Here is a 12,538-nt window from a genome sequence, read left to right on the forward strand (position 1 = left end):
CTCGCCGCTCGCCGCATCACTCCTACCGCTTGAATCTTTGGCCGTTGTGGCGGAGCGGGATGCCGCTAACGAAGATCATCATCCAGCCCTGGTTGGAGACCTGGACGCCGTAGAAACTCCTCACCGGACTGTCGAAGACACGCGCTGTGAAGGCCTTGATCGCCGCCGTGGAACCGTTTGATCTATCTACCGTCACCTGGGGTCGCATCACGCGCAAACGCAGACGCGGGTGGGGTGTTAGCGCCAGGCTGGCTGTATGGGCCGTGGTGATCTGACGAATGCGGAGTGGGACCGGCTGGTGTCGTTCTTACCTCCTGGTGGTGCGCGTGGTGGTAGGTGGAGCGACCACCGCCGGGTGATCAACGGGGTTCTCTACCGAGTGCGGACCGGTGTCCAGTGGCGGGATCTGCCCGAGCGGTTCGGACCCTGGGAGACGGTCTACAAACGGCATCGCCGCTGGTCAGCCGATGGAACGTGGCAGATGCTGTTGTCCCGCATCCAGACAGCCGAGGATGCCGAAGGCGGTATCGACTGGGACGTGTCGGTGGACTCCACAGCAGTACGAGCCCACCAGCACGCCGCCGGCGCGAGGAAGGCGTCCCCGGCCGCCGTTCCTCAAAAGGGGGCCGTGCGAGGGACGAACCAGGTCGATCCGGTACTGCGGAAACTAGCCGCCCGTCTGGAGGAGGTGGTCAGATCGGGGAGTGTCTGGGACGTTCCCGCGGAGGATTCACCACCAAGATCCACCTCGCCGCCGACGGACGATGCCGACCCCTCGCCCTCGTCCTGACACCCGGACACTACGGTGACGGACCCCAGCTCGAGCGGGTCCTGGAACAGGTTTCGGTGCCGCGAACCGGAGTCGGACGGCCCCGCAACCGGCCCGACCGTGTCCTTGCGGACAAGGCCTACACGTCCCGACGTAACCGCCGCTACCTGCGACGACGCGGCATCCCGCACACGATTCCCGAACGTCTCGACCAGCAGGGACACCGCAAGAACCGAGGGTCCCGAGGCGGGCGGCCCACCGGTTTCGACAGCGAGCGCTACAAGAAACGCAACACCGTCGAACGCACCATCAACCGCCTCAAGAGCTTCCGCGCCGTCGCTACCCGCTACGAGAAACGCGCCTACATCTACCTCGGCACCGTCACGCTCGCAGCCCTCGTCATCTGGCTCCGAACGTGATTCGAGAAACAGTGCCTAGGTGTATTGACCCGCAGCGTTGTTCACTCGGCTGATCGGGGGTTGGCCTCCGAGTGCGGTGTGGCAGCGGTGGTGGTTGTAGGTGTGGAGGAAGTCTGCCAGGGCTGTGGTCCGTTCGTCATTTGACGTGTAGGGCCGTTGGTAGGCCCATTCGTCGGCGAGGGTGCGGTTGAAGCGTTCGACTTTGCCGTTGGTCTGGGGCCGGTAGGGGCGGGTGAGTTTGCTGGTCGCGCCGAGTTCGGCCAGGGCGGCCTTCCAGGCCAGGCCCTTGCGGTAGGCCCAGGCGTTGTCCGTGAGGACTCGTTCGATGCGGGTGATGCCCTGACTGTGGAAGAAGGCGGCCGCGCGGGTGAGGAAGCCCGCGCAGGTCGCGACTTTCTCGTCCGGGTGGATCTCGCTGTAGGCCAGGCGGGAGTGGTCGTCCACGGCGGAGTGGACGTAGTCGAAGCCCATCTGGCTGCGGGTGGCCCGGCCGGCCTGGCGGCCCAGGACCTTGTGGCCGCCGCCGTCGGGGATCCGGCCGAGCTTTTTGACGTCGACGTGGATGAGTTCGCCGGGCCGTTCACGTTCGTAGCGGCGGATCACCGTGCCGGTCGGCCGGTCGAGCCAGGCCAGCCGATGGAGTCCCTGGCGGGTCAGGATCCGGTGGACCGTCGAGGCCGGGAGGCCCAGGATCGGGCCGATCCTGGCCGGTCCCAGTTTGCGGGACCGCCGCAGGTCGCAGACCTGCGCCTCGATGGCGGCCGGAGTCCGGTGCGGTGTCGTGAGTGGGCTGCTGGAGCGGTCGTGCAGGCCAACCTCGCCTTCGGCCCGCCACCGCCGCATCCATTTGTGGGCCGTGGCCCGCGATATGCCCATCTCGGCTGCGACATGGGCGACCGGGCGGCCCGAGCAGACCCGCTCGACCAGCAGGCGCCTACCGAAAACGGTCAGCCGGGCATTACGGTGGGACACGAAGACCTCCGTGCGGTGAGTTCCTAGACAGCTCCCACCACACCGGAGGTCTTCGTCATGTTCAAGACCCACTGAGTGTCAACAACGCTCGTGATCAATACACCTAGGCCGCTGGCACCCGTACCCGTCACACACCGCAACCGCTACGTTGCCGAGAAGACCTCAGTTCCTCTTCAAAAGGCGTGCAGCCGGAAGGCCGCTCTTCGTACGTCATCGCGTTCCTTCCATGAGCTGCTGCGGTGAAGGGCCGGCAGGTGCGGGGACTGGCTTCTGAGCCGTTCGATGCCGCGGGCGAGTTGGGAACGGACAGTGCTCGGCAAGATCTTCCGGTCGGCCGCTGTCTTTCACCAGGGCGCCAACCGCCCTTCAGCGTCAGCTGCCTTCGGCTGCCATGGAGTCGAAGGTCTCCCGTATGAGCCGGTCGATGGTGCCGGGCTGCCCGGTCATCGAGTCGAAGCGGTCGGCGAGCAGCCACAGCACGAAGCTGTGCACCAGGGCCTCCTCCTGCGGGATCTGCCCGAACCGGTCGCGCCACTCCACCGTGTCCATGCCCATCGCCGCAGCCATGAGGACCCCCGTGACCATCGGCACCTGAGCCGGGTCAGCCATCTCGAACGTGGGAAGCCGACGGATGACAGCAGGGATCAGATCGCTGAGCGGATCCAGACGGTCCGCACCGGTCCCGCGCTCGGCGATCAGGTATCCGGTCAGTACACCCACCAGAAAGACCGTGCCCCGGGACACCTCCTCGCGCCCGTAGGCCTCCACCGCGGCCTGAACCCGCTCCTCCGCCTGCCGGCGCTCCTCAGGAGACGTTCGCTTCTCCAGCACCCGGTACGAATCCCACGCCGCACGGATCGCCTCATCCGCGACCACACCATCATTCGTCATACCCCGACCGTAACGAGTCGGGCCTTGACCTTGGATCCCGAACACGGGTCATGCGGCTGGTGTCAGTGTGGTTGGCGTGCATGATCGATCCAGCGAGACTGCCTCGGGTCCGGACGGCGGCCGCCAGCTCAGCGGTGACGAGGTCGGTCCGCATGTGGTCGGCGATCGCCCAACTGTCCAGAGTCTCGAAACGAGGTCGATGACGGTCGCCAGATGACGGATGCCGTCGTGAAGGATGTGACCGAACAACATCGCTGTCGTGAGGCGCGGCCCAGCGTAATTGGGGGCATAAGCCGCCCCTGGGTAGCAGATATGTCCACAATGGGAGCTTTTTTGTGACTGGAAGTGCATGTGCTCGAGTGGGTGGTGGTGTGGTCTGGGGCCGCTAGGCGGGGTGGCGCGGGCTTGGGGCGGCCCGGGCGTGCTGCTTGCGCTCGCTCGCGCGGCCAAGGACCTCGAAGACGGCCGACGCACCTCCCGCCCCGAGCTCCTGCTCTTCCTCACCTGGGGCGACCTGTAGGACTGCGCAGGAAACGATCCGGCCGGATGTGACATCCAGCCACGCGTCGACCTGAGGCAACGTCAAGATCGCGGACGACTCCACCCCGCCCCACCCCGCGACAGACAGCAACGGTGAGCCCGTCCCGACCTCGGCGGACTGTCATGGATCAACATTCACCCCGACGGAATCTCCACCGCATAGCCGGCCTCGCACCCCGGGCGCGGCGCTCTGACATCCAAGGTGCCCCCCTGACCAGGCGGGTGCGGGTCAGCTCCCGTACCGCTCCTTGTCCATTTCGGCCATGAGTGCCTGGTGGCTCCGCCGGACGTGTTCGCGCATCACGCGTTCCGCGCCGTCCCCGTCCTTCGCCCGGATGAGGTCGAGCACGTGGTGGTGCTCGTGGTCGGACTCGCTGAGTCGGCCCGGTTGCGCCAGGGACGTACGGACCAGACGCGCGTAGGCCAGTTGATTCATCAGGGTGCGGTAGTGAGCCTGCAGTTTCGAGTTGTCGGCTCCCACGACGATCAGGTCGTGGAACTCGTGAACGAGTTCCTCGTACCGCTCGGGATCACCCTTGCGGACGGCCTCATCGGCTGCTCGCATGGCGGCGTCGAGTTGTTCGACCTCGGGGACGTTGCCCCGGAGGGCGAGCAGCCGGGCCGCCGCCCCCTCGAACAGCTCCTTCATCTGGAACAGCTCGGTGATCTCCCGGCGCGACGGCACCGCGACGAATGTGCCGACCCGTGGGCGCACCTCCACCAGGCCCTCGATCTGCAACTGCTTGAGTGCCTCGCGAATGGGGGTGCGGCTGACGCCGAAGTTCTGCGACAGAGCCATTTCGGAGAGGCTGGAGCCAGGCGGCAGCTCACCGCTGATGATCATCTGACGCAGCTCTTCGGCGACCTTGGCCTGCATGCTGGTCTGCTGCAGCGGCGACCTTGTCGACCCAGTGGGTTCTTGCATGGCACATGAACCTAGTGGGAGGTGCTGCAGGCCGTCAATCCTTCCTCCGACGTGTTCCTATGGCGTGACGACTGCCATGCAAGATGCCGGAAGATTCCTGGGACCCGTGCTCGTCTCCGTTCAGCGGCGGATCGTCACGGACCAGGTGGGAGCGTCCGTCGCCGCGGGACGCTCCCACCTACGGGCAGGGGCGGCTGCCCTGCCCCGCCCTGCCCGTACTCGCGCCCGCCCTGCCCGTACTCGCGCCGGTCTCACCGGAAGGCGGGCAGGACTTCCTTGATGAACAGTTCCAGCGAGGCCCGCTTCTCCTCGTGCGGCAGGCTGTTGTCGATCCAGAAGCTGTACTCGTCGACGCCGAGTTCTTCGTAGCCACGCAGCCGCTCGACGACCTCGGCGGCTGTCCCGATCATCGCGGTGGTGCGCAGGGCCTCCGGGGCGAACTCGGGCCGGTCGGCGAACTTTTCCTCCGGGCTGGGATCGAGGAAGCCGTTGGAGGGGGTGGCCTTGTTGCCGAACCAGGCGTCGAACGTCCGGTAGAACCGGTTGATCGCCTCCGCTGCCGGCCGCCAGCCATCCGGCTCCTCCGGCGCGTGGATGTGGGTGTGCCGCAGGACCATCAGATCGGGGCGGGGCACCTCGGGATGGTTCGCCACCGCGGTGTCGAATTTGGCCTTGAGGGCGGCGACCTCCTCGTCGCCCTTCATGAGCGGGGTGACCATGACGTTGCAGCCCTGGGCGACGGCGAAGTCGTGCGAGGCCGGGTCGCGTGCGGCTATCCACATCGGCGGGGTGGGCTGCTGGACCGGCTTGGGCACGCTGGTGGAGGTGGGGAACTGCCAGATCTCGCCGTCGTGCGCGTAGTCGCCCTGCCAGAGCTTGCGGACGGCTGGGACGAGCTCGCGGAGGTGCTTGCCACCGTCGGCGGCGGCAAGCCCGTCCGCCAGCCGGTCGAATTCGATTTGGTAGGCACCCCGGGCGATGCCGACCTCCATGCGTCCGTTGCTGATGACGTCGAGCAGCGCGGTCTCTCCGGCGGCCCGGAGCGGGTGCCAGAACGGCGCGATGATGGTGCCCGCGCCCAGGCGGACGGTCGAGGTCTTCGCCGCGAGGTGCGCGAGGATCGGCATCGGGCTGGGGGAGATCGTGTACTCCATTGCGTGATGCTCGCCGACCCACACGGTGCTGAACCCGCCGGCCTCGGCCATCAGGGCCAGTTCGGTGAGGTTCTCGAAGAGTTCCCTGTGGCTGGTTTCCTCGTCCCAGCGCTCCATGTGCACGAACAGCGAAAACCTCATGTCAGCTCCATGTCTGTGGCGGTGGTGAAGGCGGCCGGGTGGCCGACGTCCGTGCCGCCCTGGCGGGCGTCTGCGGGGGCGGCAGGATCCATGGCGGCGGCAGGCTCCACGGCGGCGGAACCGTCCGCGGGCAGGGACCGTGTCTCGGCGATGGTCACGTCGCCGGTGGCCCAGTGGGTGTGGGGTACTTCGTGGACGGTGACGCGGATGTGTTCGGGCCGGGTGTCCACGGTGCGCAGCACGGCCGCGTGGACCTCGTGCAGCATGTTCCGGATCTGCTGCGGGGTGCGGCCCTTCGCGATCGTGACGGCTATCTGTGGCATCTCAGCTCCTCATCGTGAACGGATCGGACACAGGCTCCTCGCTCGTGTTGATCCAGATGCTCTTGAGGCGGGTGTATTCCCTGATCGCCTCGGTGCCGTGCTCCACGCCGACACCGCTGGTCTTGAAGCCCTGGCGCGGGGACATCGGCGACATGGCGCGGTAGGTATTGACCCAGACCGTTCCGGCTTCCAGGCGTGCGGCCACCCGGTGGGCCCGCGCAAGGTTCGTGGTCCAGACGCCCGCCGCCAGGCCGTATTCGGTGTCGTTGGCCAGACGGACGGCCTCCTCCTCGGTGTCGAAGGGCATGACCGCCACGACCGGGCCGAAGATCTCCTCGCGGACGACGCGCATGCTGTTGTCGACGTCCACCAGGACGGTGGGCTCGTAGAAGTAGCCACCGAGTCCGCCGTCGGTGGCCGCGCCGCCGGTCAGGACCCGTGCACCTTCACTGCGGCCGAGGTCGACGTAGCGGGCGACCTTGTCGCGCTGGGCCTCGAAGGCAAGCGGGCCGAGCTCGGTCGTGTCGTCGAGCGGGTCACCGATGCGTATGGTTTTGGCTCGTGCGCAGACGCGCTCGAGGAGCTCGTCGTAGACGGAGCGGTGCGCGAAGACCCGGCTTCCCGCGATGCAGGTCTGTCCGGCGGCCGCGAAGACGCCGGCGACGACTCCCATGGCCGCGTTCGCCACGTCCGCGTCCTCGAAGACGATGTTGGGGGATTTCCCGCCGAGTTCGAGGGTCGAGCCGATGAAGCGGCTCGCGGTGGCCGCGGCGATCCGCGATCCGGTGGCGGTGGAGCCGGTGAACGAGATCTTGGCCAGGCCCTGGTGATCGACCAGGGCCTGGCCGGCCTCGGGTCCGAATCCGGTGACGACGTTCACCACGCCGGGCGGGAACCCCGCCTCCAGGGCCAGCTCGGCGAGGCGGAGCCCGGTGGCCGATGTGTACTCGGAGGGCTTTATCACCACGGTGTTGCCGGCGCACAGCGCGGGGGCCAGCTTGCTGGTGGTCAGCGTCAGCGGGGAGTTCCAGGGCGTGATCGCGCCGACGACACCGAGGGGTTCCCGTGCCGTGTAGTTCAGCACCCTGCGGTCCGAGGCCGGGATGGTCGAGCCGTGGATCTTGTCGGCCAGACCGGCGTAGTAGTGGTAGTACTCCGGCAGTGTGGTCAGCTGGCCGCGCATCTCCCGCAGCAGTTTGCCGTTGTCCCGGGACTCCATCAGGGCCAGTTCGCCGGCGTTCTCGGCGATGAGGTCGCCTAGACGGCGCAGCAGGTGCCCGCGCCGGGTCTGGCTCATGTCGCGCCAGCGCGGGTCCTCGAAAGCGGCCTGTGCGGCGGTGACAGCCCGGTCGATGTCGGCGGCCGTGCCCCGAGCCGCCCGGTAGAGCCCGCGCCGGGTCGCCGGGTCGGTGCTGTCGAAGTACTGGCCCTCGGCCGGCTCCACCCATGTGCCGCCGATGAAGTGCTGCCAGGTGGGAAGTTGTTCCGTGGGCTCAGACACGTGAGCTCTCCTCGATGAACGTGGTGAGTGTCTCGGCGAATTCCGCCGGGTACTGGACAGGCAGCATGTGCCGTGCCCCGGGGACGATCACCGCTCGGCACGAGGGCAGCGCCGCGGCCAGCCGGTGCGTCATGCCGGGGGTCGACCCGGGGTCGTCCTGGCCGGTCAGGGCCAGCGAGGGAACGGCGATGTCCGGCAGATGCGGGGCGAGTTCGGCGTCTGCCGTGGCGAACACCCGGTAGCAGCCGAGGAAGGACCTGACGTCATTGGCGTACAGGGTGTCCCTGGTCCGTTTCACCGATGCGGCCGGTAGGCCGGTGCCCGCGTACCAGCGTTCAAGGGATGCCTCCGCGGACGCTCTGAAGTCGGCCTCCGCCGTACGCAACCGGGCCTGGACCGTGGCCCGTTCCTCCGGTGTTCGCCGGCACACGGAGCTGACGGAGGTCAAGGTCCGCACCAGCTCCGGCCGGTGCAGCGCCAGGTGCTGGGCCACCAGCGCGCCGAGTGAGAACCCGACCAGGTGGGAGCCGGCCGGGATCCCGTCGGCCACCCCGTCGGCCAGGTCGCCGAGCGTGACCCCGGCGTCCACCGGCGGGCGGGCGCCGTGACCCGGCAGGTCGGGGGTGAGTAGGGTGAACCGGTCGGCAAGGAGCGCGGCGACGGGTTCCCACATCGTGCGGTCGAGCCCCACGCCGTGCAGCAGTACAAGGGGCGGCCTGCTCATGGGCGGCGGCCTACTGCTCGGTCGACAGCGCGGCGAGCCGCGACTGCGGCCGGCCCTGGGCCGCCGCGGCGAGGCCGATGACGATCTCGTCCGCCCCCGGCCCGTCCGGGACGCGTACCTCGATGCTCTGGTGGTGCGAGCGGACCGTCGCGTCGGTGATGTGCTTGAGCGGGATGTCGAAGGTACCTCCGGCGGCCGCCCGCTTCTCCACCGCGGGGAGCAGGGTGGTGGCGTTCGCCGCCTTGCGGAAGTGGTCACCGAACTTCAGCGTATGGATGAGCGCGCTGCCGTGCTCGACCTCTCCGTCGAGGCCGACGATCGCGGCCTTGCCGTACGCCTCGACCGGGGCGCCGAGCGCCTCCACCACGCGTGGCGCCAGCAGCGCGCCGAGTTGCGGCGCCACTTCGTCGATGCCCGGGAGCAGGTCCGTCACGAAGTCCTGTCCCGCCCACGGGTTCTCGATCACGGCCAGCACCACCGCGGTGCGCGCGACCGGGGTGACGGGCCGGCCTCCCTCCGTGTGGACGTCTTCGGCGTAGGTGATGATCTTGCGGATGTTCATCGGGTCTTCTCCAGATCTTCGAGGCGGACTACGGGGTCGGAGCGGCGGTCCCCGATACGGGCGTTGGGGCGTGGGCCGGACGCGGCGGCGGCGACCACGACGATCTCGTCGGGACGGGGCGCGTCGGGCACGCGGATCTGCACCGTCTGGTAATGCGAGCGGGTGGCGGCGGCGGTCTTGTGCCACAGCGGGACGGTCAGCGCCTCGCCCGCCACCAGGCGGTCGTCGCTGAACACGATGATCGAGGTGCCCTCGGTCAACTCCCGCAGCACATTGCCGAAGTACGGGGTGTGGATCAGTGCGCCGCCGTGCTCCATCTCGCCGTCGAGGCCGACGACGGCGGCCTTGCCGAACGCCTCGACGTGCTCCACGCCACCGAGCATCTCGATCAGACGGCCGGTCAGCATGCGGCCGAGGCCCGGTGCGACGGACTCCACGTCGGGCTGCAGGTCGGCGACGAATCCGCGGCCGGCCCACGGATTGCGGATCACCGCCGCGGCCGCGACCCGGCGTACCGGAGTCGCCACCGGACGGCCCAGTTCCAACAGGACCTCGTCGACGACGGTCACGACCTTGCGCAGGCCGGTCATGCGGCGGACCCCGGCATGTACTCAGCGACGCAAAGCACATACCCCCGGCGGCACGCCACCGGCGCGTCGCCGCCCCGTCGCCAGGCATCTCCGGGACTGCGGAGGAGCCAGTGTCGCATTCTTTGCCTCTTCGTTCGCTGCTGTGCCATGCCAGTGAGGCTAGGAGTCCACTTAGGAGCCCGTCAAGGGGAGGCTTCGGAATATCGGTTTGACCGCTGCATTAGCTGACGTAGGAAAGGTTCTGGCGAATATCGCTCATGGCATTGACAGCGCCGCACCCTCTTCCTAGCGTCCTGTGCCATGCAAGAGCCGCAGACCGAGGGAAACGTCATGTCCCGCACCTATGACTCCGCCGACCACACCGCGACCATCGCCCCGACCGACAGGTCCGTACGCCTTCGAGCCGCATGGACCGCTGCGTGGGACCAGGGCGACGTCGCAGCCCTGGACGACCTGCTGAGCCCGTCCTACGTACGTCTCCGCGGACCGCAGGGCATCGAGCAGAGCCGAGAAGGGTTCAAGGAGAGCATCCGCGCCGTGCGCGAAGCGTTCCCCGAGCTGCGCACCGAGATCGAGGATCTCGTCGAGGAAGGCGACCGCCTCGCCGTGCGCTGGCGCAGTACAGGCCGGCACACCGGCCCCTTCCTGGGCGTGCCGCCCACCGGCAGGCCCATCGAGGTATCGGGGTCCACGTTCGCCCGTTTCGACGGGGACAGCATCGTCGAGGAGCGCGTGACCTTCGACTCCCGGCAGCTCCTGGAGGCACTGGGGATCATCACCACCACGCAGGGGACCGCCGTCGAGCCCGAGCTGGTGCGCGGGGTGCACCGTAAGTTCATCACCGGTGTCACCGTGGTGACCACCACCGATGACGAAGGCGCCCCCCGGGGCCTTGCGGTCAACGCATTCTCCAGCATCTCGCTCGACCCGCCCATGGTCCTGGTCTGTGTCCAGCGCAGTTCGTCGACGCACCCCGTGCTCCATCGGGCGAGTCACCTGGGTGTCAACATCCTCGCCGCCGACCAGCTCAACGTGGCCAAGGTGTTCGCGGGCAAGAGCCCGGACAAGTTCGACCGGATCGAGTGGAGCCCCGGCGAACACGGCGCTCCACTGATCGAAGGCTCCAGCGCACAGCTCGAAGTGGAGATCGGCGAGCGCATCGAGGCGGGCAGCCACACCGTCTTCACCGGGCGGGTGGTCTCCGCCGCCCACGACGAGCGGGCCCCGCTGGTCTACAGCGGTGGGGGCTTCTTCGACATCTCGAAGACGGCGCCGCTCCCGTGGTGACCGTCACCGGCCACCGCCGCCCGGGCCCCCGGCCCCACATCCTGCAGTCCTACGTCCTGCGGAGCACACCATGACCAACGACGCCCAGGAACCCGCCTACGGCACGTCGCTCACCAAGGTCGAGCCCTTCGGCGTCGACCACATCCCGGACGGCGAACGGCATGGCAAGCCGAGCTCCCAGTTCTTCGTCTGGTTCGCCGCGGGCCTCAATTTCCCCGTCATCGTCCTCGGCTTCGGCGCGGCCAGGTTCGGGCTCAGCTTCCCCGTCGCCGTGTGCACCATCATCGCGGGGGCCGGCGCGGGCTCCGTACTGATGGCCGTGATGTCACAGATGGGCGTACGCCTCGGTGTGCCCCAGCAGATCCAGGCCCGCGGACCCCTCGGCTTCTTCGGCAACTTCGTGCCGGTCGCCTACATCAACGTCTTCTCAGGAGTCGGCTGGGCCGCGGTCACCGTCATCCTCGGCGGAAAGGCGTTCGCGGAACTGTCCCACTGGCCGTTCTGGCTCTGCGCCGCCCTGCTCACCGCCGTCGAACTGGTCGTAGCCGTCTTCGGTTACAACATGATTAACTTTCTGCAGCGGGCGCTCACCTACGTCCTCACGCCACTGTTCGTGCTGATCACCGTAGTGGCCGTGGTGCGCGGTGGCAGCCTCTTCGCCGCCAACCCGCAGGCGAGCGGCTACATAGGCTCCGTCGGCGGCTCCGTGACCCTCGGGGGCTGGTTCCTCGCATTCCTCGTGGCCTGGGCTCCCTTCGCCTCGGACTACTCCCGATATCTGCCCGACACCCCCCAGGTGGTCCGGCGAACAGCCTGGTACACCGGTCTCGGCAACTTCGCCACCATCTGCTGGCTCGGTATCCTGGGCGTGATCGTCGGAGGCTCGGCGTCCGGTACGGACACCATCGCCGCGCTGCACGAGCTGGCGGGCCCGTTCGCCGTACCGGCTCTCATCGCAGTCGGTTTGTCCGCCCTGGCCCAGAACTTCCTCAACGTCTACGGCGGGGCGATCTCGGTACAGACCCTGAAGGTCCCGGTGACCCGCTCCCAGGCGGTGGCCGCGATCTGCGTACTCGCCTACGTCATCAGCCTGTGGGGCGCGACCGGGGTCGAGGACAAGTTCAAGGTCTTCCTGAACCTGACCGCGTACTTCATCGCACCGTTCGCCACCGTGCTGCTGCTCGACTTCTATCTGGGCGGACGCGGCGACGCGAGCCGGATCTCCGAGCTCTACGACCGTTCCAGAGTCCTCGACTGGGGTCTGGTGGCCTGGGCCGGTGGAGTCGCGGCCTCCGTGCCCTTCTGGCAGTCGACCCTCTACACCGGCCCCTTCGCCGCGGCTCACCCGGGCGCGGGCGATCTGAGCATGTTCGTCGCGGCCGGGGCCACGGCTGTGCTCTATCTGCTCACCTACCGGCTGAAACCGCTCTGGCTGCGGCCCGCTGCTGCCACGGCGCCGGCTACCACAGAGCAGCCGGAGCACCCGGCGGACCTCGCCGAACTCACCTGAAACCGCTGCGAGGTCAGGCCACCGCCCGAACCCCTGGCCGGCCCTACGTACACCGGAAGCGGCAGCCGACCGACACGGGACCCACTGCTGCGGACTACCCACCCCAGGACCGTCAGGGCAATGACGCAGCACTGATCAACGAGCGGAACGACACCAGCTGGTCCGGGCGCGCGGCGCCGCACGAATACCGCCCGCCCGGCGCCCGGACCAGCGCGGAATCCGGGTCGCCC

Annotated in this window: 12 protein-coding genes and 2 pseudogenes; 4 read left to right on the top strand and 10 right to left on the bottom strand. The window is 68.3% G+C overall.

Annotation, left to right across the window (positions count from 1 at the left end; genetic code table 11):
* Positions 1-256 precede the first annotated feature (256 nt).
* Positions 257-1,188 (top strand): IS5 family transposase gene (locus OG623_RS34415; protein ID WP_406151575.1). Its coding sequence is split into 2 segments (ribosomal slippage): positions 257-655 and positions 658-1,188, totalling 930 coding nucleotides; the frame shifts between segments, so codons are not numbered across the junction.
* A gap of 15 nt (positions 1,189-1,203) precedes the next feature.
* Here OG623_RS34415 and OG623_RS34420 read toward each other — a convergent pair.
* From OG623_RS34420 to OG623_RS34430, 3 genes and pseudogenes are all read right to left on the bottom strand, one after another.
* Entirely contained in the window at positions 1,204-2,160 is a 957-nt protein-coding gene (locus tag OG623_RS34420; protein WP_406146123.1) for an IS481 family transposase, read from the bottom strand.
* Between the two features lie 372 nt (positions 2,161-2,532).
* Positions 2,533-3,051 (bottom strand): hypothetical protein, encoded by a 519-nt coding sequence (locus OG623_RS34425; RefSeq protein ID WP_406151576.1) that lies wholly within the window; start codon positions 3,049-3,051, stop codon positions 2,533-2,535.
* A gap of 67 nt (positions 3,052-3,118) precedes the next feature.
* A pseudogene (locus OG623_RS34430) lies at positions 3,119-3,267 on the bottom strand (IS3 family transposase); the annotation flags it as partial.
* A 193-nt stretch (positions 3,268-3,460) separates the two neighbouring features.
* Here OG623_RS34430 and OG623_RS34435 point away from each other — a divergent pair.
* Positions 3,461-3,754, top strand: a pseudogene (locus tag OG623_RS34435) (DNA helicase); the annotation flags it as partial.
* 66 nt (positions 3,755-3,820) lie between these two features.
* Here the strand turns inward: OG623_RS34435 and OG623_RS34440 are convergent.
* The 7 genes from OG623_RS34440 to OG623_RS34470 form a co-directional block, all read right to left on the bottom strand.
* Entirely contained in the window at positions 3,821-4,516 is a 696-nt protein-coding gene (locus tag OG623_RS34440; RefSeq protein ID WP_406151577.1) for a GntR family transcriptional regulator, read from the bottom strand.
* A 251-nt stretch (positions 4,517-4,767) separates the two neighbouring features.
* A complete protein-coding gene (locus tag OG623_RS34445; RefSeq protein ID WP_406151579.1) occupies positions 4,768-5,811 on the bottom strand; it encodes an LLM class flavin-dependent oxidoreductase in 1,044 nt (347 codons plus the stop codon).
* The gene (locus tag OG623_RS34450) at positions 5,808-6,134 is read right to left on the bottom strand and encodes a 4-oxalocrotonate tautomerase family protein (protein ID WP_406151580.1); all 327 of its coding nucleotides are present in this window, start codon (positions 6,132-6,134) and stop codon (positions 5,808-5,810) included. Before OG623_RS34450 ends, OG623_RS34445 begins: the two co-directional genes overlap by 4 nt.
* 1 nt (position 6,135) lies before the next feature.
* Positions 6,136-7,635 (bottom strand): aldehyde dehydrogenase, encoded by a 1,500-nt coding sequence (locus tag OG623_RS34455; protein ID WP_406151582.1) that lies wholly within the window; start codon positions 7,633-7,635, stop codon positions 6,136-6,138.
* Positions 7,628-8,359, bottom strand: coding sequence for an alpha/beta fold hydrolase (locus OG623_RS34460; protein ID WP_406151584.1), 732 nt, complete (start codon positions 8,357-8,359; stop codon positions 7,628-7,630). Before OG623_RS34460 ends, OG623_RS34455 begins: the two co-directional genes overlap by 8 nt.
* 10 nt (positions 8,360-8,369) lie before the next feature.
* Positions 8,370-8,921 carry an amino acid synthesis family protein gene (locus OG623_RS34465; RefSeq protein WP_406151586.1) on the bottom strand — a complete coding sequence of 184 codons (552 nt, stop codon included), beginning with the start codon at positions 8,919-8,921 and terminating at the stop codon, positions 8,370-8,372.
* Positions 8,918-9,511, bottom strand: a complete 594-nt coding sequence (locus OG623_RS34470) for an amino acid synthesis family protein (RefSeq protein ID WP_406151588.1) — start codon at positions 9,509-9,511, stop codon at positions 8,918-8,920. Before OG623_RS34470 ends, OG623_RS34465 begins: the two co-directional genes overlap by 4 nt.
* Before the next feature lie 330 nt (positions 9,512-9,841).
* On the opposite strand from OG623_RS34470, the gene OG623_RS34475 reads away from it, so the two are divergent.
* Entirely contained in the window at positions 9,842-10,798 is a 957-nt protein-coding gene (locus OG623_RS34475) for a flavin reductase (protein ID WP_406151590.1), read from the top strand.
* Between the two features lie 70 nt (positions 10,799-10,868).
* Positions 10,869-12,308 (top strand): purine-cytosine permease family protein, encoded by a 1,440-nt coding sequence (locus OG623_RS34480; RefSeq protein WP_406151592.1) that lies wholly within the window; start codon positions 10,869-10,871, stop codon positions 12,306-12,308.
* The last annotated feature ends 230 nt before the right edge of the window (positions 12,309-12,538 follow it).

This window comes from Streptomyces sp. NBC_01012, assembly GCF_045162755.1.
Classification (GTDB): domain Bacteria; phylum Actinomycetota; class Actinomycetes; order Streptomycetales; family Streptomycetaceae; genus Streptomyces.